We start from the raw sequence: 21,402 nt of genomic DNA, 5'->3' as shown, positions 1-21,402 counted from the left end.
TAAATATAGCTTAAATTATGCGAGAAGCATCCTTCATAGAACGAAATAAGCAAAAATGGATCTCAATAGAAAATAATTTGTTGAATAAAGACCGTGTTGATCCAGATGTCTTAGCCAGCGATTATTTAGAGCTGACCAATGATTTAGCTTATGCCCAGACGTTTTATACCAAAAGCAAAACCCAAGCCTACCTCAATGAATTGGCCATACAGGCGCATCAATTAATATACCGGGATCAGAAGTCGTCGAACAATAAATTGGCACATTTTTTTAAAATTGAAGTCTTTGAAGCCATTTGGCATATCCGTCGGCAACTGCTGTATGCGTTCCTTATTTTTTTGCTGGCCAGCCTTATAGGCGTGGTCTCGGCGCACTACGACGATAGCTTTATACGATTTATCCTGGGCGACCAATATGTTCATATGACCATCGAAAATATTAAAGAAGGCAATCCGGCAGCTGTATATCAATCGGGGAGCAATGTGGGGGGCGCATTAGCGATTACCATTAATAATATTAAAGTTGCTTTTTATGCTTTTGTCTTCGGGGTATTTGTAAGCTTAGGTACCGGTTATATCTTATTTACGAATGGGATAATGCTAGGCGCTTTTCATTATATGTTTTATAAGTACGAGGTACTGGGCAAGGCCATGTCGGCGATATGGATTCATGGCACCCTGGAGATTTCCGTTATTATTATCGCCGGTGGCTGCGGTATGGCGCTCGGAAACAGCATTTTATTTCCGAAGACGTACACCCGTCTGGAGTCGTTTAAACGGCAAACAAAACAGGCCGCAAAGGTACTGATCAGCACGATTCCATTTTTTATTGTTGCCGGTACCTTAGAAGGTTTTGTAACACGTTATTACCAGGTTTCCATAGGCTTGTGTTTAGGTATTATTTTTGTGTCGCTATGCAGTATAATATATTTTTACGGCATTAGACCACAGCAATTAGCTAAAAAATACGGATGGAATTAAAGGATTTTGATTTTAGTAAGGAGCGGAGCCTAAGCGAATTTGTTCAGGATTATATTAATTTACTTAAAATTATCATTACCCATTTTATGGGCACCTTGCTGCAGATGCTCGTATTTCCAATTGGCGTAATGCTGCTGTTAGGGTATTTTGTGTCTACCAAGTTGAACCTTAATATCGATTATACGGCACAAGATTTTAATGCACTAATGCTGGTATTGCTATGTGCTGGCGGAGCCTTGATGCTTGTCGCCTTACTGGCCTTTGGTTTTGCGACCGAATATTTTGTTCTGTTACGAAATAGCAAAAGTTTAAACTTTACCCATCGTGATGTATGGCAGTCGTTTAAGCGGCATAGCAGGCAATACCTGCGTTTTCTACTGGCCAGTATAGGGGTATGTATTCTTATTTGTATACCCGTGGGTATTGCCCTATTTATTTCCCTGTTTATTCCGCTGATAGGATTTGTATTATCTGGGGTTAGCGTAGCCCTCTTAGAACTCTGGTTTTTTATGGCTTTTATGCTATACCGGGAAGAGGAATACAGGATTGGAGGAAGTTTTAAAGCTGCCTTTAATATGGTAAAAAATAAGATGGTAGACTATGGCATGGCCGCATTTTTGGTGTCGTTTATTTTCCGTATCCTTATGTCGCTTATATTTATTTTGCCAAGCTTAATCCTCTGGATTTTATCGTTAAACTTTCTAGGCATGACGGAACAGTTTTATGAAACCTTCTCCGGACACCTGGTCATAACATTCCTCAGCCTTATGGGAACATTGTTTGTTATCTTCTCCTATATCCTATCCGTAATATGTTACGGTATAATCTATGAGGCAGCCAAAGAATTGCGGTTTGGCGATACGATATTCGATCGAATTCATGCCATTGGAAGGAGAAGCTCCGATGTGTAAACCGCTGTATTTACTGCTCTTTTTTACCATAACCACAACGTTACTCTATGCCCAGGACACGGCAGAGGAGGATACGGTAGCCGAGGTATCAAATCCCGATACCGTCGTTAGGAATCGGTATAGCTATTGGAAAAAAGGATACTATAAAGATATCCCTGTTGCACGGGATTGGGGTACAGCTCCCCAATCATCCTTTGATACGATGGTGGCGCACTATAAGAATAAAGATTTCGTGTATATACAAAGCATTAGCGATAAGGTGAATATTTTTGATACGCTGGTAGAGCGTTTCAACAGGCTGCTACGTCATCTTTTTCCCGAAAAGAAAGGAAACAGCAAATGGTTAAACGACAATTTATTTACCCTATTGGCTATAGTTGGACTTGCCGGAGTGCTTCTTTTGGGCTACAAACTGCTCTTTAACCGAAAAAAGATCTTTCTAAAACTAGCCACTGAAGGGCAAGACGAGGACGAGGAGCTTGCCTATGTAGAAAAGCACCTTATGGATATTGATTTAACTGGTTTTGTCGCTAAAGCTGTAGACCTTCAAAATTATGCCTTAGCGATCCGTTATCTTCAACTTCAAAATATACAACTCCTAAATCGCAAAGAAGTGTTCCGATGGAAGCCCAGTAAAACCAACGCTGAGCTGATGGACGAGCTGGAAGATCCAGCCTTAAAGGCAGACTTTAAAAGCTGTACGGTTCTGTTCGACCGGGTTTGGTTTGGCGGGTTCCCCCTGAACAAAATGGTTTTCAATGGGTATGCATCGCAGTTTGACGCATTTCAAAGGAGGTGGTCATGAAGCAGACCCTAATTTTCAGTGTGATGGCCCTATGCCTTGTTGTGCTCGGTATCGCGCTCATCGATGCGAGTTCGCAACGCCCCCTCGATTGGAATAAATCACTACGCTATCAAGCAAAGGCACCTTATGGGCTGTATGTCTTTCGGCAAGAGCTGCAGCAAGTCTTAGGCGGAAACAGGGAAATCAGTGACTTTTCAGTGTCTTATTATACTAAATTCAGCCAGTTAGACTCCCTAGGTTCTAGCGACAATGCCGTTGTTGGTATCAAATATTATAATTATTTGGATGAATATGAAACGACAAAAATGCTGGACTTTGTGGGGCAGGGGGGAGAGGTTTTTTTAGCTGGTTATGCTTTTAGTGATTCCCTTTTAGATAGTTTGGGAATAAAGCTGGAGGAGCTTAATGAGGTTAAATTTAGGCCTAAAGCGACTACTGTAGCGTATTCATTGGGCAACGATACGGCACTTCTACGTATGGATAAAGTGTCTGATTTTCTTATTTTCTCCAAGTTAGATCCTAAAACATGCACCATTATGGGGCAGCTGCAGGTAAACCAACAAAGTTTCCCGATGTTTATCCGTATAGCGTTTGGCAAGGGCTATTTATACCTGCACAGTCTGCCGGAACTGTTTACAAATTATTATATGCTACAGCAGCAGAGCTACCTTTTTGCAAGCCGTACCATAAATGTGATGCGAAGTACTAAGGTACATATTTACGACAGCCATTTTAAGGGTGTACAACCTGAAACACCCTTACGGGTAATATTAAGTATGCCCGGGTTTAACCAAGCATGGTACCTACTTCTGGTCGGTCTACTGGCATTGCTGCTCTTTAAGAGTAAGCGCGAGCAAGCTGCGATCCCGATACTACGACCCGAGCCCAACCGTTCTAAAGCGTTTGCGCAGGTGATAGGTTCACTTTATTATGAAAATGGCAACCCGGGAAATATTATACACAAGAAAATTGAATATTTTTTATATAGTATACGCGTAACGTATACCCTGGATACGACGGATTTGACCGACGAGCGGTTTATACGTCAGCTGGCCTCAAAATCTACGGTAAGTTTAAAGGATACGGAAGCACTTATAGCCCTTTTAAACCGGTATAAACAGCAGGAACACGTCACCTTTGCAGAGGTGAAAATGGTAAATCAACAGATTGAAGAATTTAAAAGCAAAGCGAATACATTATGATAAACGAAGAATCGTCTTTAGAAAACACCTATACACCTGATTTTGAAAATCGTTTGGATTTAACCCCCCTGCAGACAAAAATAGATGCGGTCCGCAAGGAGGTAAAAAAGGTGATTATTGGGCAGGATAAGGTTATTAATCTGTTGCTGGTTTCTATCCTTACCGGGGGCCATACTTTAATCGAAGGATTACCAGGGGTAGCCAAAACGCTGCTAGCTAAACTTATCGCTAAAGCGATTAGCAGCGATTTTAAACGTATACAATTTACCCCAGATTTAATGCCTTCGGATGTTACGGGCTCTTCCGTTCTAGACCTCAAGACCAATGAATTTGAGTTCCGTAAAGGCCCTATATTTGGTAATATTGTACTAATAGACGAAATAAATCGTGCTCCAGCAAAAACACAAGCCTCCCTGTTTGAATGTATGAGCGAGCGCCAAATAACTGTCGATGGCAATACCTATACCTTAGCCCAGCCCTTTATCGTATTGGCCACCCAGAACCCTATCGACCATGAAGGGACCTACCGTCTGCCAGAAGCACAGCTGGATCGCTTTTTGTTTAAGATCAATATGGGGTATCCTGAAATGGAACAGGAGCTTCGTATTTTACAAGAGCACCACCAACAACAGTCTCTTCGTAAAGAAGATCTTGTGCAGGCTGTAGTAAGCGGGGCGGAGCTTGTCGCTTTTCAGTCGCTCGTAAAACAATTGTATGTGCACGACGCTATATTAACCTATATTACCCATATTGTTTTGCAAACGCGTGTTAACCCAAATCTGTACCTCGGTGCTTCGCCACGGGCATCTATTGCGCTGCTGGAGGCTTCAAAAGGCTATGCCGCAATAAGTGGGCGCGATTTTGTAACACCGGAGGATGTGAAATACGTGGCTGCAGAAATATTGGGGCACCGCGTACAGCTTACACCCGAGAAGGAAATGGAAGGTTTTTCTCCATCATTTATCATCCATCAGCTTATTGAATCCATAGAAATTCCACGCTAATGAAAAGCTTAAAACGATTGTATATAAAAAATTTGTTTTTCTATATGCTACTAGGGCTGGCAGCATTATTTATCCTGTCGTTTTACGTGGAACATTTGCGTGTGCTGGGCTCCATATTGCTATGGCTGTTTATAGCGGTATGTTGCTGGGATATTATATTTCTGTTTTACCCTAAAAATAGGGTTGAAATTGAACGGAGGTACCCCGATAAGCTATCTAATGGCGACAAAAATCCACTTTCCTTGCAGGTCTGCAGTCGCTATCCGGTACAGATTAAAATTCGTATTTTAGAAGAGCTACCCGTACAGCTACAGTTGCGGAATCAGGAGTTTAAGCTTTTCTTATTACCCAATAGGCCCCAAGAAATTGACTTCGCGTTGTCGCCAAAGCAACGAGGCATTTACGCTTTTGGCTTCTGCAATGTCCTGGTCGCTTACCTCGGGCTTTTTGAGCGTAGGTTTGTACTTTCGCAGCCCCAGGAAATTCCCTGCTATCCCTCCTTTATACAAATGAGAAAATACCAGCTGCTGGCGACGACAGATCGTTTAGTCGAGTTGGGTGTTAAACGTATCCGACGCATCGGTAGCACGTTGGAGTTCGACCACATCCGAGCGTATGTGCGTGGCGACGAGTATAAACATATGAACTGGAGAGCGTCGGCGAAAAACAAGAAGCTGATGGTAAATCAATTTCAAGAAGAAAGATCACAGCCTATTTATTCTTTTATTGATCTGGGGAGGGTGATGCGTATGCCATTTAATGAAATGACCTTGTTGGATTACGCCATTAACGCATCCTTGGTCTTATCGAGCGCCGCCTTGTTGAAGCAAGATCGCGCGGGTTTACTTACCTTCGGTAAAGAGGTAACAAACCATATTCCAGCAGAAAAGCATAATGCGCAGTTAAAAAAAATATCCGATAATCTGTACAACATCACTACGGCATTTGAAGAGTCGGAATTTGGTAACCTATATGCCTTTGCGCGTAAACATATAAATAAGCGCGCGTTAATATTTTTATACAGCAATTTCGAAACCATAGCGGCCTTAAACCGGCAGATGCCTTATCTACGGATGTTAAACCAAAGCCATATTGTTGTGGTTATCGTTTTTAAAAATACCGAGTTGATCGATATGGCCAAGGAACCGGCAAAAAAAATGATAGCAATCTATTCTAAAATTATCGCCGAGAAGTTTGTCTACGAAAAGCAGCTCCTGATCCAAGAATTAACGCGAAATGGTTTACAAACGATTTATACCGCTCCAGAAGAACTAAGTATTCAAGCCATAAATAAATACCTAGAGATAAAAGCACGTGGCCTTATATAAAAATACGAGCGCATAAAAAAAGAGCGGTATTGCTACAGCTCTTTCTTATACTTATAAACCAAAAGAAGTTTTGATTTTATCGACATAGTCTAGTTTTTCCCAGGTAAACAACTCCACCTCTAAAGTCTTCTTGTCGCCATTAGAGTTTTCAAATGTTTTCGTAACACGTTTCGGCGTTCTCCCCATATGTCCGTAAGCTGCAGTTTCGGCATAAATAGGATTACGTAAGCCCAATCGTGTCTCAATACCGTACGGGGTCATATCGAATATCGATGCTATCTTAGTGGCAATTTCACCATCAGTAAAGTCTACTTTGCTGGTGCCATATGTATTAACATAAATCCCCATCGGGTCTTTAACACCAATAGCATACGAAATTTGCACCAAAATCTCGTCCGCAATTCCTGCGGCAACAAGGTTTTTGGCAATATGGCGTGTCGCATAAGCTGCCGAGCGGTCTACTTTCGAAGGGTCTTTGCCCGAGAAAGCACCACCACCGTGGCCACCTTTACCGCCATAAGTATCCACAATAATCTTACGGCCAGTAAGGCCCGTATCTCCATGTGGACCACCGATTACAAATTTACCGGTAGGGTTAATATGGAATTTAATATCATCGTTAAACAAGGCCTGCAACTCCGGCTTAAGCTGCGCTTTAACCCGAGGAATAAGGATATTTTTGATGTCTTCCGTAATTTTTTGAAGCATCGCTTTCTCCTCTGCAAAGTCGTCGTGCTGGGTAGAAATAACAATAGCATCTATACGCTGCGGTTTGTGGTCGTCGCTATAGGCTAGCGTTACCTGCGATTTGGCATCAGGTCGAAGGTACGTAATTTCGTTGTTCTCCCGACGTAAAGCCGCCAACTCAAACAACAAACGATGTGCAAGGTCTAATGCCAAAGGCATATAGTTTTCCGTTTCATTATTGGCATAGCCAAACATAATCCCCTGGTCGCCGGCACCTTGATCCTGTTTAGTTTTGCGGTCTACCCCCTGGTTAATATCTGCCGATTGCTCATGAATGGCCGAAAGTACACCACAGGAATTGGCCTCGAACATGTATTCAGACTTGGTATATCCGATTTTCTGAATCACCGAACGTGTGATTTTTTGAACATCTAAATAAATTTTGGATTTTACCTCTCCCGCCAATACTACCTGTCCGGTTGTTACCAATGTTTCTATGGCAACACGTGAATCTTCATCCCAAGCAAGGAAATTGTCAATTAATGCATCGGATATTTGATCGGCAATTTTGTCTGGATGGCCTTCCGATACCGATTCGGATGTAAATAAATATGCCATATTTAATTATTTGTTAGAAATTAAAAATGTAAGGAAAGCCGCATATAGGAAAGAAGTGGTAAACGTTGCTTAAAGAATATGGTTTTAGCACTTTTTTTCCGTGGTTGCAATCTCCCTTTACTACGCTATAGTAAAATGCAAATCAGTCCACATTTTGTGGGTACAAAGCTACAACTCTTTTATAATTATTAAAAATGAATTTTGTGGAATGCTGATATTAATCCAGTTAATGTCAAGGAGCGACGTAAAAATAGCCAAGTTAAATTTCGCGTGCCTCTGCTTTTGCGAATAACCTTTTAGAGGGCTTATGTACAAACTCATCTTTTGACGCTGGAGATAATAATTTTTACTAGGTAATTAATTCCTACGGATTACTATCTTTACCACGGGAAAAATTATTATGGTTGAGCAAAAGAAGATACTCTTTGTTGTGAACCCAATATCTGGGGGAAAGAAAAAGACAGCTTTTAATAAGCAGGTGTTGGAAGTCTTGGACTTAAAAAAGTTTAATCCTACCTTTCAGCAAACGACCAAACCTAATCATGCCTATGAATTGGGAAAAAAGGCCATCGAAGAAAAGTACGATGCCGTTATTGCGGTTGGTGGCGATGGTACCATTAATGAATTAGGCTCGGCTTTGGTGGGCTCGGATATTCCATTGGGTATTATTCCCGAAGGATCCGGAAATGGACTGGCCTTATATTTAGGTATACCCATGAATGAAACCGCGGCCATACGTAGAATAAACAAGTTCGAAACTGTAGCGGTAGATTCTGGAATTATAAACGGTAGGCCATTTTTTAATATCGCTGGTCTTGGTTTTGATGCCTCCGTAAGCGACCGCTTTGCCAACGACACTATCCGTGGGCCTATTGGCTACCTCCGCTCTGTAATCGATGTTTTAAAAAACTATAAACCCTGCCATTACACGTTAGAAATTGATGGCGTTAGTTTGGAGCGCGAAGCGTTTATGATATCGGTAGCAAACTCCCCCCAATATGGCAACAACGCCTATATTGCACCAAATGCTTCCGTAAGTGATGGTATGCTGGATGTTTGTATCGTGCGCAAGTTTCCCATGTACATCTTGCCCAAAATGGTCTTTCATTTATTTAACCGATCGGCAGATCAATCGGAATACGTAGAAATCATACCCGGGAAAAATATTAAAATTATACGTAAAGACAATGGTCCGGTGCATATCGATGGCGAGCCTTTGTCTTTAGTAGGCGACCTCGATATTCAAGTAAACCCGGGATCGTTAAATATTATTTGTTAAAAATGGCTAAACAGAAGAAACAACGCTTTGAGGGTATTGTGTACTCTACAGATGCAGACTTTTCGTATGATGTTGGGGAGGATAGTGTACCCGAGACATTAAGCAATGCACAGCAAAAGCTAAAAATCTCCTTGGATAAAAAGGCGCGTAAGGGAAAAATGGTTACCCTGATCGCCGGATTTATTGGTACAAATGAGGATTTGGAAACCCTAGCAAAATGGGTTAAACAGAAGTGTGGCGTAGGGGGATCTGCCAAAGACGGTGAAATTTTGATACAAGGAGATTTTAGGCAGAAGGTTTTTGATTTGTTGAAGGCCGAAGGTTATAATGTAAAAGGTATTGGCTTTTAATGGCCTTGAATTACTGTAACTTCCTTACTTTCAGCGCCTTTATTTTGCTTGCAAAAATGTTTTAGCGTGGCACGGTTGCAGAGTTGGGTGAGTGACAGCTCACTTATTTTTAAGCGTTAACGATTTATTAATTTGCATATCATAAAAAAAATAGTTTTTATTGCATAATATTCACAATCGGAAATACGTAAAAGGTATATGGAAGACAGGATTGCTGCTGACGCTAGTCTATCCATGTAATAATTGTAATGAATATAAAATTTAGCGTGAAAAAATTTGACTTTTGTAACAAAATAGTATATTTGTTTTGAGAGACGTCGAAATGAGGCGCAAGAGTATTGCACAAAATTGAATTGAACATAAATAATTAAACAACAGTAAAAATCTAAAAATTAGTAAAATGGCAAACGCACCAAAAACTACTAGCCCAGCAAAACAAGAAGGTGGAAACTCCGGTAATTTATTTGCGAGCTTGGCAATCGTTATTTGTTTAGTAATCGGTTACATCGTTTACAAATTTGTAATGGGTAATCCAGCAAACTTTATTGATAACAACCCAGAAAACCAACCGCTTCCAGGAAATTACTTAGGTATGGTTTACCATGCAGGAGCAATTGTACCTGTTTTATTAGGTTTATTCATTATGGTATGGGTATTCTCTATTGAGCGTTTTATCGTTATTGGTAAGGCTTCTGGGACAGGCAACGTAGGTAACTTCGTAAGAAAAGTTCAGTCTTTATTAAAATCAGGTAGCATTGATACAGCAATCTCTGAGTGTGATAAACAAAAAGGTTCGGTTGCAAACGTAATCAAAGCAGGTTTATTGAAATATAAAGATGTGGAAGCTAACCCAGGTTTAGACGCAGAAAAATCGTCTTTAGCTATTCAAAAAGAAATTGAAGAGACTACAGCTTTAGAAATGCCGATGTTAGAGAAAAACTTAAACGTTTTGGCTACTTTAGTATCTATCGGTACGTTAACAGGTCTATTGGGTACAGTAACAGGTATGATCAAGGCCTTCTCGGCATTAGCAACAGGTGGTGCGCCAGATTCAGCTAAATTAGCAAACGGTATCTCTGAGGCCCTTATCAACACGGCTACAGGTATTGCTACTTCAACTTTCGCGATCATTATGTACAACATCTTGACTGCAAAAATCGATAAATTAACATACTCTATCGACGAGGCTGGTTTCTCTATTGTACAAACGTACGCTGCAAACCACAAATAAGAAGTTTGGAATATTATTTTACTTTTTTTTATGGAAAGTGAAATATCGAAACATCTTAACGTAAAACATAGAGTTAGAGTTGTTAATTTAAAAAGATTAAAGAAATGGGTAAAGCAAAAGTAAAAAGAGCCAGTACATCCATCGACATGACGGCGATGTGTGACGTATCTTTCTTGCTGCTAACATTCTTCGTTCTTACAGCAACTGCTAGACAACCAGAAACGTTGATCGTGGATACGGCACCGTCGTACTCACAGGCTAAATTACCGGATGGAAACTTAGCGATTATCACCGTTGGCGATGAAGGAAAAGTGTTCTTTAAAATGAGTGATCCGAATGTTCGTGTACAGGCATTGCAAAATATGGCAGCCTTATACAACATTGAATTTACTCCGGAAGAATATGCAAAATTCAAAGGTCTAGAAGATTTTGGAGTATCTATGAAAACAATGAAAACATTGTTGGCTGCAGATGCTGCTGATAGAACAGGTGATAAGCAAAGAGGGATTCCTGTGGATTCTACAATGAATGCATCGAATGAATTATTTTCCTGGGTTAAACAAGCGCGTTTAGCATCTGCGAAAATATTAAAAGATAAAGCGATTGAAGATGGTAAAGACCCAGATGATATCGATTTAATGACTGTCGCAATTAAAGCGGATGCAAACGAGAAGTTTCCAAGTTTGAATTTAATAATTGAAACGTTGCGTAATCAGAAACAGAACAAGTTTAGTTTCGTAACTGGTCTGAAAGCTGATAATTAAGAAAGAAACAAATGGCAGAATTAAATCAAGACTCCGGTAAACAGGGTAAAGGCGGGAAAGTAAGATCCAAGAAAAATGGCGGTAAGGTCGATCTTACAGCTATGGTGGACTTAGCCTTCTTGTTGATTACTTTCTTTATGTTGACCACTTCCTTGAATAAACCGCAAGCGATGGATGTTGCGATGCCGGATAAAAACGTGGAGACAGATAAACAAACTGATGTCGACGTAGACGAGCACCGTAGTATAACCTTAGTATTGGGGTCAGACAATAAAATTGTTTGGTACCAAGGTGATGTCAAGAAGCCTTTGCAAGGTCCGACGGTTATCGATTATAGCAAAGATGGATTACGTGCTATTTTATTAAAAATGAAACAGCTAGTCCCTCAACAGACAGGTGGTAAAGATATAATCGTAGTAATACGTCCTAGTGAAAAATCAGTAACTAGAAATATCGTTGACGCATTGGATGAAATGAAAATTGCGGACATCAAACGTTACATGATTTCTAACCGAATTATGAACGACGAAATTGAGCTATTGAAAAAAGAAAACCTGTACAACGATTAATCGTTAGCAGGGGATCATAAAAAGAAATAATATGTTTGAAAAGTTGAATATATTTAAAAAAGAGTGGCTTGATGTTGTCTTCGAAAACAGGAACAAAGCTTACGGAGCCTACGAGCTTCGTAAGATTGGACCGAAAGCTACCAACACGGCCCTGCTTATTGTGGCGGCAGTAGTTGCGGCTTTCAGTATTCCTCAGGCATTAAATCTAAAGCTTTTCTCTGGAAAAGAGGCTCCGAAAGAGGAGATCGCTTTTACCGAAGAGGTTACTTTAGAGGATTTGAATGAGAAACTTCCTGAAGAAGAAGAAAAGCCAGTCGTGCAGGAGGAAGCACCAAAGATTGCTGAGTCCAAGCCTGCATTAGATGTAGTTGCTTTACCTGAAATCAAACCTGTGCCAAAAGAAAAGGCTGTTGAAACGGAAATATCTACCGTGGAAGAAGCTACAGATAAGAAAAAACTTATCGGTCCAACGGCAATGAAGGGGATGAAAGGTGGTAGTATTACTACAGAAGGTAAATGGGGTACTAAAGATGTAGCAGGTTCTGCTACAGGTAGTACTAAAGGCGTTGAAGGTGGTACGGGTTCGGGCGACGAGATTTTCGAGTCGGTAGAAATACAACCGCAACCTCCGGGTGGTATGGAGCAGTTCCGTAAATGGATTTCTGAAAACTACCAATACCCACAAGGTGCAATTGACGCTGGTGTAAAAGGTACTGTTCTGGTTTCTTTCGTAGTAGAGAAAGACGGTTCTTTGACTGATGTTAAAGTAGTACGTGATTTATCCTACGGTACGGCGCAAGCTGCTATCAACATGCTTAAAAAAGCTAAAAAATGGCAGCCAGGTATCCAAAATGGTAGACCTGTGCGTGTGGCATTCCAATTGCCTATCCGTTTGGACTTAACCAATATGTAATGGGTTTCAACTCCAACACAGATAATACAAAATTTAGACAGAAATCGCCGACACAGCGATTTCTGTCTATTTTAGGCCTATGCATGTTCCTATTCTATTTTATCATTGGTATTTTGATAATCTTCTGGAAGGACTTTCCCATAGAGATTGATAAGGCATACAAAAATATGTTCGGTATTTTGCTTATTGTCTATTCATTTATGCGGTTCGCTAGGTTATGGCAGAACAATTTTTTACGCTAAAATTGTTGAAGTTTACGCTTTTTTTTAATCCTTTTATTTTATTACAATGAAAGTATGGTATCCCTACGTTTTCTTAGGTCTGTTGCTTTTTGGACTTAATAGCTGTTCCAGTAATTCTTCGAAATCTGGTAATGAGGATGTTTTGGTGGGCAGCTTAAAGGTCGTTGCCGACGAGACGATTTTGCCGCTTATACAAGAACAAAAAGAAGTTTTTGAAAGTTCGTATACCAATGCGAAAGTATTGGAAAGCGGAAAGCCTGAAATTCAAGCAATTAATACTTTGCTTAAAGGTGAGGCAGATGTCGCTATTTTAACGCGCGCGTTGAATGCGGACGAAAAAAAGAGCTTTGAACAGCGTCAAATTACGCCTCGAATCTTTGCTTTTGCTTATGATGGCATTGTTTTGGTTAGTAATAAAAACGACATAGACACGGGGGTCGTGGTTTCCGATATTATTGAACTATTGAAGGGTAATAAAGTAAAACCTTATACCTTAGTTTTTGATAACGTTAACTCCAGTATTTTACGATACTTCCGCGATTTAGGGAATATAGAAAAAGTGGCTAATACCTTTGTAGAAGCAAAAACTAATGCCGAGGAGGTTTTAAAGACAGTGGCTTCGTCCACAGGAAAGATTGGTTTTTTGAGTTTAAATCAATATTTAACTTTCGAAAGTTCTTTTCAAGAAATGGATAAAATTCGTATCTTGAGCGTGCTAAATGAGAAATTAGCCACGCCAAAATACGTTAAACCCTCGCAGGCAAGCTTGTCTACCGACGAGTATCCGCTGAAACGGGAGATTTTCGTGTTAAATTACCAACCAAACTTGGGTTTGGGAATTGGTTTTTCGGCTTTTCTTACGGGCGATAGAGGCCAGCGCATTGTACTTAAAGCAGGTATGTTGCCTGTAACAATGCCAGGAAGAGAGATAATAATTAGAAATTGATAATACTTAACTAAGAACATAAACGGAATGATGACAAAAAGCAAATTGTTTTTAAGTTTAGCATTAGCTGGAGCTTTTGTTGGATCAGCTAGCGCTCAAAGTTTGAAAGATGCTCAGACAGCAATCAAAGCTGAGCAATATGACAAAGCAAAAGGAATTTTGCAGAGTTTAGTGCAAAAAAAAGGTAAAGACGGACAGAATTATTTCTACTTAGGTCAGGTTTATTTGATCAATGAAAAAGCAGATAGTGCGGCTGTATTTTTTAATGAGGGCTTAGTTAATGCGCCGAAAGAGGTGTTGAATACGGTAGGTCTTGGTATTGTAGACTTGCAAAAAAATAACGTTTCAGCAGCGGAACAGAAATTTGCACAAGCAACTTCGTCCTTAGGTAAAAAAGATTATTTGCCACTTTATTATATCGGACGTGCTTATATCGACGCGCCTAAACCGGATTACGCGAAAGCCGTAGATTATTTATCACAGGCCAAAGCTAAAAATGCGAAGGACGCTTCGGTGTCTGTAGCATTAGGGGATGCATACGTGGGTATGGGTGGTCAAGCGAGCCAGGCCTTCTTAAGTTATCAGGAAGCCGAAAACTTAGATCCTAATTTAGTGGAAGCGAGAATCGGTAAAGCGATTATCGTACGTCGTGCTCAGGCTTTTGAGGAAGCGTTAACGCAGTTTGAAACAATCGCTTCTGAATACCCGAACTACGGTCCTGTTTACCGTCAGATTGCGGAGACACAATTGCAAATTGCTAAACGTTTGCCAGATACAAACGATGCTGAAAAGGCTGCTTACGAAACGCAGGTTTCTAAAGCCGTGGATAGCTATAAAAAATATTTAGAGGTTACGGGTGATAATTCACCGGAAGCTTTAGTGCGTTACGCCGATTTCTTGGTTTACGGACAGCAGTATGAGCAATTGAAATCTGTTGCTCAGAAACTTGAAAATGTACCGGGTGTTGATGCGAAGGTATTCCGTTATTTAGGTTTGATCGCGGTTAACCAGGAAAAGGATTACGCGAAAGGGGTAGAGTACTTCGGCAAATTATTCGCTTCTGCGGATGCGGACCGTTTAATTGATATCGATTACTTGTTCGCAGGTTTGGCGTATGTTGAAACGGGCGATGTAGAAAAAGGTTTACCTTTATTAAAAACTGCCTTAGAGAAAAACCCTGAGATGATGCCTGAGATTGGATCTGCCGGTATGGTGGCTTACGGTCAGGGTAAATATGATGTTGCTGCGGCAATCTTCAATATCCCGGCAAACCAAAAAGGTACAGATTTCTACTACGAAGCGAATTATTTCTTAGGAAATGCAAACTTCCGTGCCGGATCGGCGAAGAAAGAAAAAGAGCAGGATGCTACAAAAGAGCTGAACGATGCGATTAAAGCGTTTGATGTAATTATCAAATCTAATGATCAGAAAGTTTACGATGAGTACCTAGCGGATGCTTTATATATGACAGGATTTGCTAATATGCAATTGGATGTTATTGACCCGGAAACACCGGAACTGGCTAAAGGTTTATTCGTGCCTGCTTTTGACCAGTTGGTACAGGTATTGAACGACAAAAAAACTAAAGGTGGTACCTGGTCGGATGATGATATCAATAAATTGGTTGACTCGTACAATAATGTGGGGTACTATTACTTATTAAAAGGTGATAACAAAAAAGCATTACAGTATTTCCAAAATACCATCAAAGTTAAACCTGATGATGAAAATGCTCAAGCTTATTTAGATTACTTGAAAGGGTAATTAATGGCTAACCATAAAAAAAGGGAAACTTTTCGAGTTTCCCTTTTTTTATTGCTTAAAATTCCTTAATTTGTTTACGTAACTGATACTAAACTTTTTATGGAGAATATGCACCCACAAAGCATGCCCATGGATTATGTCCCTATTCTAATTCAATTGGGTGTTGCAGCAGGCTTTGGAATTGTTACCATTATTGGTACGCATCTTTTGGGGCCTAAAGTAAAAACCGAAAATAAACTCTCTGCATTCGAATCTGGTGTGGAAGTCGTCGGGAATGCTCGCCAACCCTTTTCTATTAAATATTTTCTTGTTGCCATCTTATTCGTTGTATTCGACGTGGAGGTTATTTTTATGTACCCTTGGGCCGTAAATTTCCGCGAATTTGGTTTTCAGGGCTTAATAGAGATGTTCATATTTATGGGTTTGCTGCTTTTAGGCTTTATTTATGTCATCAAAAAGAAAGCGCTAGACTGGGATTAGAATTGTTCTAAATAGCTGATTTTCATTTTATTTACTTCAATTTATTGGTATATTGAGGTATTATAAACTTAACGAAGAGAGAACGCTAATTATGGACAAAGTCACCTTAGCGGAAGCGCCTCCAGGTGTAGAAGGAGCCGGTTTTTTCGCCACCTCATTGGATAAAGTCATTGGTTTGGCACGTGCCAATTCTTTATGGCCGTTACCTTTTGCGACGTCTTGTTGTGGAATAGAATTTATGGCCACCATGGGTTCTACATATGATCTCGCCCGTTTTGGTGCCGAGCGCCCCAGCTTTTCCCCGCGACAGGCTGATATGCTTTTGGTCATGGGTACGATTGCAAAAAAAATGGCTCCCGTATTAAGACAGGTGTACACACAAATGGCAGAGCCCCGATGGGTAATCGCTGTGGGAGCCTGTGCTTCTAGTGGGGGTATTTTTGATACCTACTCCGTTTTACAGGGCATCGATGAAATTATTCCTGTAGATGTGTATGTGCCGGGCTGCCCACCAAGGCCAGAGGCTATATTGGACGGCGTATTGAAGTTACAGGATATTGTACGTAGTGAGTCCTTAAACCGAAGGAACAGCCCGGCGTATAAAGCCTTATTGGATAGTTACGGAATACATACAGACCATGGATAAACTTGATAATGCAATTGTTTTAGCGCGTGTGTTGGATAAATTTGCGGATGGCGTGCAGCCGTTGGGGGAGCCCCATGGTTTGCTGACGATCTCTACCGACCCTGCGCATATCATCGCAGTGCTGCAGTTTTTAAAAACGGATGAGCAGTTACGGTTTAATTACCTAACAGATATTACCGCTGTGCACTACCCGAACCAGGAGCTAGCCTTTGCTGTTGTATATCACTTGCATAACCTTTTTCAAAACTTACGCATCCGGATAAAGGTGTTTGTACGTGCTGATAACCCCATAGTGCCTACGGCAACCACGGTGTGGAAGGGAGCGAACTGGATGGAACGGGAGACCTTTGATTTTTATGGTATACAGTTCGAAGGGCATCCCGATTTAAGGCGCATTTTGAATGTGGAAGATATGGATGTTTTTCCGATGCGCAAAGAGTATCCATTGGAAGACCCCAACCGCGTTGATAAGAAAGATTTTTATTTTGGCCGATAACCCAATAGGTAAAGAAGATGAGCAACCCAATAACCAAGATAACCCCAAACCAACCTGTTTTTTTCGATAATGACCCGCAAGACGAGCTGATAACGCTGAATATCGGGCCTACACACCCGGCCACACATGGGGTGTTTCAGAATGTGGTGCAGATGGATGGTGAACGTATTGTAAGTGGTGTTTCGACAATTGGTTACATTCACCGGGCATTCGAAAAAATTGCTGAACATCGGCCATTTTATCAGATTACTCCACTTACCGACCGGTTAAATTATTGCTCTTCGCCCATAAATAATATGGGCTGGCATATGACGGTGGAAAAGTTGCTGGGTATAACTATCCCGAAGCGGGTGCAGTATATGCGGGTTATGGTGATGGAGCTGGCACGGATTGCTGATCATATTATCTGTAACGGAATTTTAGGCGTCGATACTGGGGCCTTCTCGGGGTTCTTGTATGTGATGCAGGAACGGGAGGCGATATACGAAATATTTGAGGAAATCTGTGGCGCCCGTCTGACGACTAATATTGGCCGTATTGGCGGTTTTGAGCGCGACTTTAACGCCATTGTTTTTGAGAAGGTAAGGGCTTTCCTGGAGCGTTACCCTGCGGTGTTGTCCGAGTTTGAGGAGTTGTTTGTTCGCAACCGCATTTTTATTGAAAGAACATCGGGTGTAGCCGCCGTTACGGCAGAGGAGGCTTTGGACTATGCCTGGTCGGGGCCTATTCTGCGGGCTACAGGGGTGGATTACGATGTCCGTGTTACAGCACCCTATTGCGCGTATGAGGAGTTCGACTTCGATGTGCCTGTAGGTACGAATGGCGATGTATACGACCGTTTTATGGTGCGTAACGAAGAGATGCGACAGTCTATGCGGATTATTGCACAGGCGTTAGATAAGATAGCGCTGGAGCCGCCGGGAATATTTCATGCGGATGTGCCTGAGTTTTACTTGCCACCAAAAGAGCAGGTGTATACGAATATGGAGGCGCTGATTTATCATTTCAAAATTGTTATGGGCGAGCTGGAGACCCCAAAATCGGAGGTTTACCAGGCTGTAGAAGGCGCCAACGGCGAGTTGGGTTTCTATTTAATACACGATGCTGGACGAACGCCCTATCGTTTACACTTTCGGCGACCATCTTTTATCAACTATCAGATGTTTGCGCCCATGAGTGCCGGGATGCTGATCTCGGACGCGATTATTAATATGAGTAGTTTAAACGTTATTGCAGGAGAATTAGATGCTTAGTGTACAAGAAAACTATCCCGTAGAATTTGCTGCTGCCCTGCTTGAGAAGTTTGGGGAAGTAGTGAGCCGTTATCCTGAAGGCCGGCAGAAGTCGGCGTTGCTGCCTATTTTGCATTTGGTGCAGGCCGAATATGGCTGGCTAAGTGCACAGGCCATGGATGCCGTAGCGGCATACTTAGGTATACAGCCGATAGAGGTATATGAGGTCGCAACATTTTATAGTATGTATTTTTTACAACCTCAGGGCAAATATACCCTGGAGATTTGCCGTACCGGCCCCTGCTGTCTTGTGGGTGCCGAAAAAATTATGGAGCACATCGCCACTACCCTTGGGGTAAAAGAAGGCGAGGTTACGGAGGATGGCTTATTCTCTTGGCGTGGCGTAGAATGTTTGGCTGCCTGTGGTTATGGCCCCGTGCTCCAGATTGGTCCTGCCTATACTTTTTATGAGCAGCTGACCGCTGATGGAGTAGACGACTTAATACAATCTTTACGCAACAATACACAGCAGGAAGGGTAATATATTATGGGACGTAAACTATTATTACAACATATCAATACACCGGGCATACAAGGCTATGCCGTATATCGCGAAAAGGGGGGGTACCGGGCGGTAGAAAAGGCATTGAAAACCATGTCGCCGGATGATGTCGTAGAGGAGGTCAAAAAATCAGGCCTCCGTGGGCGTGGCGGTGCCGGTTTCCCGACGGGCATGAAATGGGGCTTTCTGGCCAAACCGGAAGGTGTACCGCGTTATTTGGTATGTAATGGCGACGAATCGGAACCTGGAACGTTTAAAGATCGTTACCTCATGACGCATATTCCGCATGCCTTAATCGAAGGGATGATTGTGTCGAGTTATGCCCTGGGGGCCAATACTTCGTATATCTATGTACGAGGCGAAATGATGCCGCAGGTGCGTATTCTTGAACATGCAATTGCCGAAGCTAAGGCTGCCGGCTTTATCGGTCAGAATATTCTGGGCACAGGTTATAATCTTGAAATTTATGTGCAGCCTGGTGCTGGAGCGTATATCTGCGGGGAGGAAACAGCGCTGCTGGAGTCGTTGGAAGGGAAACGGGGTAACCCCCGGATAAAACCGCCATTCCCGGCTGTAGCGGGCTTATATGGCTGCCCTACGGTGGTAAATAATGTGGAGTCTATTGCTGCTACCGTGCCCATTATAAACGATGGCGGTGAGGCTTATGCGAATATTGGAATAGAACGTAGTACAGGAACAAAACTTATCTCGGCAAGTGGCAATATCAACAAGCCGGGGGTATATGAAATAGAACTGGGGGTGCCGGTTGAAGAGTTTATCTACTCCGACGAATATTGTGGCGGCATGGCCAACGGTAAGCGGTTAAAAGCTTTGGTTGCCGGAGGTTCTTCGGTTCCGATATTACCCGCCAACTTGATTACGAAAACCGCAGCGGGCAATCCGCGCCTTATGACCTATGAATCGCTTGCCGATGGCGGCTTTCAAACGGGTACCATGATGGGTTCAGGGGGCTTTATTGTGTTCGACGAAGATCAGTGTATTGTGCGTAATACATGGAACTTTACGCGCTTTTATCACCACGAAAGCTGCGGACAGTGTTCCCCTTGTCGGGAGGGTACCGGATGGATGGAAAAGGTGCTTCATAAAATTGAACATGGCCGTGGCAGTATGGCTGATATAGACCTGCTGTGGGATATACAGCGTAAAATTGAGGGAAACACCATCTGCCCACTTGGCGACGCCGCAGCCTGGCCTGTAGCAGCGGCCATACGCCACTTTAGGGATGAATTTGAATGGCATGTCCTGCATCCGCAGGAATCGCAGCATACAAATTATGGTTTAGCGCATTATGCCGATCCGTTGGCACCTATTGCGCAATAGCGAAATATTGGTAAAGCATATTAGAGCAGATACGATGGCAGAAGAAGCAGTAAAATTTAAAGTAACAATTGATGGTATTCCTGTTGACGTAGATCCGGGCACCACAATTCTGAATGCCGCCCGCTTAATAGGTGGCGATATTGTGCCTCCGGCGATGTGTTATTACTCGACGTTGCAGGGGTCCGGTGGCAAGTGCAGAACCTGCCTGGTAAAGGTCGCTAAGGGTAGCGAAAAAGACCCCAGGCCCATGCCCAAGCTGGTGGCATCCTGCCGTACAACAGTGATGGATGGTATGGAGGTGGAGAACATCAGCTCTACGGAAGTGCTGGAAACGCGCAAGAGCATTGTCGAGTTTCTCCTAATAAACCATCCCTTAGATTGCCCCGTTTGCGACCAGGCTGGCGAGTGTAAACTTCAGGATCTGAGCTATGAACATGGCTCTGATGTTACGCGGTATGAGTTTGAAAGGCGTACGTTCGAGCGTATCGATATCGGCGATAAGATACAGCTGCATATGAACCGCTGTATCATGTGTTTCCGCTGTGTTTTTGTCGCCGAGCAGTTGACCACAAAACGGGAGCACGGCATCTTGAACCGGGGCGACCATGCCGAGATATCAACCTATATTCACCAGGCTCTAGACCATGATTTTATAGGCAACGTCATTGATGTTTGTCCGGTTGGCGCGCTGACCGATAAAACCTTCCGCTTTAAAAATCGGGTTTGGTTTACCAAGCCTGTGGATGCCCACCGAGATTGTCCTACCTGTGCCGGCAAGGTCACTTTATGGTATAAGGGCGACGAAGTACTCCGCGTAACAGGGCGTAAGGATGAATACGGTGAGGTAGCAGAATTTATCTGCAATACCTGTCGTTTCGACAAGAAACACACCTCCGATTGGGTACTGGAGCAGCCTACACCGGTAGAAGCCGAATCGGTAATTGCGGCCAACCATTACCGGGCCTTTCATTTACCAGCGGTAATTCAGGAGAATAAAAAACTACAAGAGGCCAATGCAGAACAGCTGGCCCGTACGGAACGATTAAAATAAA

22 protein-coding genes are annotated in these 21,402 nt (G+C 42.3%); 21 read left to right on the top strand and 1 reads right to left on the bottom strand.

Annotated elements, in window-relative coordinates; translation table 11 throughout:
- Positions 1-17 precede the first annotated feature (17 nt).
- Genes ACL9RF_RS11235 through ACL9RF_RS11210 form a run of 6 tightly spaced genes read left to right on the top strand, consistent with a single transcriptional unit; the run spans position 18 to position 6,230 of the window.
- Entirely contained in the window at positions 18-980 is a 963-nt protein-coding gene (locus tag ACL9RF_RS11235) for a stage II sporulation protein M (RefSeq protein WP_422800723.1), read from the top strand.
- On the top strand, positions 971-1,891 hold the full coding sequence (locus ACL9RF_RS11230) for an ABC transporter permease (RefSeq protein WP_422800722.1): 921 nt from the start codon (positions 971-973) through the stop codon (positions 1,889-1,891). The genes ACL9RF_RS11235 and ACL9RF_RS11230 overlap by 10 nt, the downstream gene beginning before the upstream one ends.
- The gene (locus tag ACL9RF_RS11225; RefSeq protein ID WP_422800721.1) at positions 1,860-2,696 is read left to right on the top strand and encodes a DUF4129 domain-containing protein; all 837 of its coding nucleotides are present in this window, start codon (positions 1,860-1,862) and stop codon (positions 2,694-2,696) included. The genes ACL9RF_RS11230 and ACL9RF_RS11225 overlap by 32 nt, the downstream gene beginning before the upstream one ends.
- Complete coding sequence (locus ACL9RF_RS11220) at positions 2,693-3,898, top strand: DUF4350 domain-containing protein (protein ID WP_422800720.1); 1,206 nt, start codon at positions 2,693-2,695, stop codon at positions 3,896-3,898. Before ACL9RF_RS11225 ends, ACL9RF_RS11220 begins: the two co-directional genes overlap by 4 nt.
- Entirely contained in the window at positions 3,895-4,902 is a 1,008-nt protein-coding gene (locus tag ACL9RF_RS11215) for an AAA family ATPase (RefSeq protein WP_422800719.1), read from the top strand. Before ACL9RF_RS11220 ends, ACL9RF_RS11215 begins: the two co-directional genes overlap by 4 nt.
- Positions 4,903-4,946: 44 nt before the next feature.
- Positions 4,947-6,230 (top strand): DUF58 domain-containing protein, encoded by a 1,284-nt coding sequence (locus ACL9RF_RS11210; RefSeq protein WP_422800718.1) that lies wholly within the window; start codon positions 4,947-4,949, stop codon positions 6,228-6,230.
- A gap of 51 nt (positions 6,231-6,281) precedes the next feature.
- Here the strand turns inward: ACL9RF_RS11210 and metK are convergent, their stop codons facing one another.
- Positions 6,282-7,535 carry a methionine adenosyltransferase gene (gene metK / locus ACL9RF_RS11205; RefSeq protein WP_422800717.1) on the bottom strand — a complete coding sequence of 418 codons (1,254 nt, stop codon included), beginning with the start codon at positions 7,533-7,535 and terminating at the stop codon, positions 6,282-6,284.
- A 400-nt stretch (positions 7,536-7,935) separates the two neighbouring features.
- Between metK and ACL9RF_RS11200 the strand changes: the two genes are divergently transcribed.
- The 15 genes from ACL9RF_RS11200 (at position 7,936) to ACL9RF_RS11130 (ending at position 21,401) form a co-directional block, all read left to right on the top strand.
- Entirely contained in the window at positions 7,936-8,814 is an 879-nt protein-coding gene (locus ACL9RF_RS11200) for a diacylglycerol/lipid kinase family protein (protein WP_422800716.1), read from the top strand.
- Between the two features lie 2 nt (positions 8,815-8,816).
- A complete protein-coding gene (locus ACL9RF_RS11195; RefSeq protein WP_422800715.1) occupies positions 8,817-9,164 on the top strand; it encodes a translation initiation factor in 348 nt (115 codons plus the stop codon).
- Between the two features lie 400 nt (positions 9,165-9,564).
- Entirely contained in the window at positions 9,565-10,395 is an 831-nt protein-coding gene (locus ACL9RF_RS11190; RefSeq protein ID WP_422800714.1) for a MotA/TolQ/ExbB proton channel family protein, read from the top strand.
- Between the two features lie 104 nt (positions 10,396-10,499).
- Positions 10,500-11,159 (top strand): ExbD/TolR family protein, encoded by a 660-nt coding sequence (locus ACL9RF_RS11185; protein ID WP_422800713.1) that lies wholly within the window; start codon positions 10,500-10,502, stop codon positions 11,157-11,159.
- A gap of 11 nt (positions 11,160-11,170) precedes the next feature.
- On the top strand, positions 11,171-11,728 hold the full coding sequence (locus tag ACL9RF_RS11180) for an ExbD/TolR family protein (RefSeq protein WP_422800712.1): 558 nt from the start codon (positions 11,171-11,173) through the stop codon (positions 11,726-11,728).
- A gap of 31 nt (positions 11,729-11,759) precedes the next feature.
- Entirely contained in the window at positions 11,760-12,641 is an 882-nt protein-coding gene (locus ACL9RF_RS11175; protein ID WP_422800711.1) for an energy transducer TonB, read from the top strand.
- Between the two features lie 288 nt (positions 12,642-12,929).
- Positions 12,930-13,829, top strand: coding sequence for a PstS family phosphate ABC transporter substrate-binding protein (locus tag ACL9RF_RS11170; RefSeq protein WP_422800710.1), 900 nt, complete (start codon positions 12,930-12,932; stop codon positions 13,827-13,829).
- Between the two features lie 27 nt (positions 13,830-13,856).
- Positions 13,857-15,593, top strand: coding sequence for a hypothetical protein (locus tag ACL9RF_RS11165; RefSeq protein ID WP_422800709.1), 1,737 nt, complete (start codon positions 13,857-13,859; stop codon positions 15,591-15,593).
- A 108-nt stretch (positions 15,594-15,701) separates the two neighbouring features.
- Positions 15,702-16,073 (top strand): NADH-quinone oxidoreductase subunit A, encoded by a 372-nt coding sequence (locus ACL9RF_RS11160; RefSeq protein WP_422800756.1) that lies wholly within the window; start codon positions 15,702-15,704, stop codon positions 16,071-16,073.
- A 91-nt stretch (positions 16,074-16,164) separates the two neighbouring features.
- Positions 16,165-16,719 carry an NADH-quinone oxidoreductase subunit B gene (locus ACL9RF_RS11155; RefSeq protein WP_422800708.1) on the top strand — a complete coding sequence of 185 codons (555 nt, stop codon included), beginning with the start codon at positions 16,165-16,167 and terminating at the stop codon, positions 16,717-16,719.
- Positions 16,712-17,215 (top strand): NADH-quinone oxidoreductase subunit C, encoded by a 504-nt coding sequence (locus ACL9RF_RS11150; RefSeq protein ID WP_422800707.1) that lies wholly within the window; start codon positions 16,712-16,714, stop codon positions 17,213-17,215. The genes ACL9RF_RS11155 and ACL9RF_RS11150 overlap by 8 nt, the downstream gene beginning before the upstream one ends.
- 17 nt (positions 17,216-17,232) lie before the next feature.
- Positions 17,233-18,468, top strand: coding sequence for an NADH-quinone oxidoreductase subunit D (locus ACL9RF_RS11145; RefSeq protein WP_422800706.1), 1,236 nt, complete (start codon positions 17,233-17,235; stop codon positions 18,466-18,468).
- A complete protein-coding gene (gene nuoE, locus ACL9RF_RS11140; RefSeq protein WP_422800705.1) occupies positions 18,461-18,988 on the top strand; it encodes an NADH-quinone oxidoreductase subunit NuoE in 528 nt (175 codons plus the stop codon). The genes ACL9RF_RS11145 and nuoE overlap by 8 nt, the downstream gene beginning before the upstream one ends.
- Before the next feature lie 6 nt (positions 18,989-18,994).
- Complete coding sequence (gene nuoF, locus ACL9RF_RS11135; protein ID WP_422800704.1) at positions 18,995-20,350, top strand: NADH-quinone oxidoreductase subunit NuoF; 1,356 nt, start codon at positions 18,995-18,997, stop codon at positions 20,348-20,350.
- Between the two features lie 34 nt (positions 20,351-20,384).
- Entirely contained in the window at positions 20,385-21,401 is a 1,017-nt protein-coding gene (locus ACL9RF_RS11130) for a 2Fe-2S iron-sulfur cluster-binding protein (protein WP_422800703.1), read from the top strand.
- Position 21,402: the final 1 nt, after the last annotated feature.

Source organism: Sphingobacterium sp. Mn56C, assembly GCF_049319645.1.
GTDB lineage: Bacteria > Bacteroidota > Bacteroidia > Sphingobacteriales > Sphingobacteriaceae > Sphingobacterium.
Note: the sequence above shows the minus strand (reverse complement) of the source record. Positions and strands in the feature narration are given on the sequence as shown.

Bases quoted from the DNA above. Each gene is read 5' to 3' on its own strand.
- ACL9RF_RS11200 (WP_422800716.1), top strand. From the start codon at position 7,936: ATGGTTGAGCAAAAGAAGATACTCTTTGTTGTGAACCCAATATCTGGG.
- ACL9RF_RS11185 (WP_422800713.1), top strand. From the start codon at position 10,500: ATGGGTAAAGCAAAAGTAAAAAGAGCCAGTACATCCATCGACATGACG.
- ACL9RF_RS11190 (WP_422800714.1), top strand. From the start codon at position 9,565: ATGGCAAACGCACCAAAAACTACTAGCCCAGCAAAACAAGAAGGTGGA.
- ACL9RF_RS11165 (WP_422800709.1), top strand. From the start codon at position 13,857: ATGATGACAAAAAGCAAATTGTTTTTAAGTTTAGCATTAGCTGGAGCT.
- nuoF (WP_422800704.1), top strand. From the start codon at position 18,995: ATGGGACGTAAACTATTATTACAACATATCAATACACCGGGCATACAA.
- ACL9RF_RS11160 (WP_422800756.1), top strand. From the start codon at position 15,702: ATGCACCCACAAAGCATGCCCATGGATTATGTCCCTATTCTAATTCAA.
- ACL9RF_RS11230 (WP_422800722.1), top strand. From the start codon at position 971: ATGGAATTAAAGGATTTTGATTTTAGTAAGGAGCGGAGCCTAAGCGAA.
- ACL9RF_RS11145 (WP_422800706.1), top strand. From the start codon at position 17,233: ATGAGCAACCCAATAACCAAGATAACCCCAAACCAACCTGTTTTTTTC.
- ACL9RF_RS11155 (WP_422800708.1), top strand. From the start codon at position 16,165: ATGGACAAAGTCACCTTAGCGGAAGCGCCTCCAGGTGTAGAAGGAGCC.
- ACL9RF_RS11195 (WP_422800715.1), top strand. From the start codon at position 8,817: ATGGCTAAACAGAAGAAACAACGCTTTGAGGGTATTGTGTACTCTACA.
- ACL9RF_RS11130 (WP_422800703.1), top strand. From the start codon at position 20,385: ATGGCAGAAGAAGCAGTAAAATTTAAAGTAACAATTGATGGTATTCCT.
- ACL9RF_RS11210 (WP_422800718.1), top strand. From the start codon at position 4,947: ATGCTACTAGGGCTGGCAGCATTATTTATCCTGTCGTTTTACGTGGAA.
- ACL9RF_RS11150 (WP_422800707.1), top strand. From the start codon at position 16,712: ATGGATAAACTTGATAATGCAATTGTTTTAGCGCGTGTGTTGGATAAA.
- nuoE (WP_422800705.1), top strand. From the start codon at position 18,461: ATGCTTAGTGTACAAGAAAACTATCCCGTAGAATTTGCTGCTGCCCTG.
- ACL9RF_RS11175 (WP_422800711.1), top strand. From the start codon at position 11,760: ATGTTTGAAAAGTTGAATATATTTAAAAAAGAGTGGCTTGATGTTGTC.
- ACL9RF_RS11225 (WP_422800721.1), top strand. From the start codon at position 1,860: ATGCCATTGGAAGGAGAAGCTCCGATGTGTAAACCGCTGTATTTACTG.
- ACL9RF_RS11180 (WP_422800712.1), top strand. From the start codon at position 11,171: ATGGCAGAATTAAATCAAGACTCCGGTAAACAGGGTAAAGGCGGGAAA.
- ACL9RF_RS11220 (WP_422800720.1), top strand. From the start codon at position 2,693: ATGAAGCAGACCCTAATTTTCAGTGTGATGGCCCTATGCCTTGTTGTG.
- ACL9RF_RS11170 (WP_422800710.1), top strand. From the start codon at position 12,930: ATGAAAGTATGGTATCCCTACGTTTTCTTAGGTCTGTTGCTTTTTGGA.
- metK (WP_422800717.1), bottom strand. From the start codon at position 7,535: ATGGCATATTTATTTACATCCGAATCGGTATCGGAAGGCCATCCAGAC.
- ACL9RF_RS11215 (WP_422800719.1), top strand. From the start codon at position 3,895: ATGATAAACGAAGAATCGTCTTTAGAAAACACCTATACACCTGATTTT.
- ACL9RF_RS11235 (WP_422800723.1), top strand. From the start codon at position 18: ATGCGAGAAGCATCCTTCATAGAACGAAATAAGCAAAAATGGATCTCA.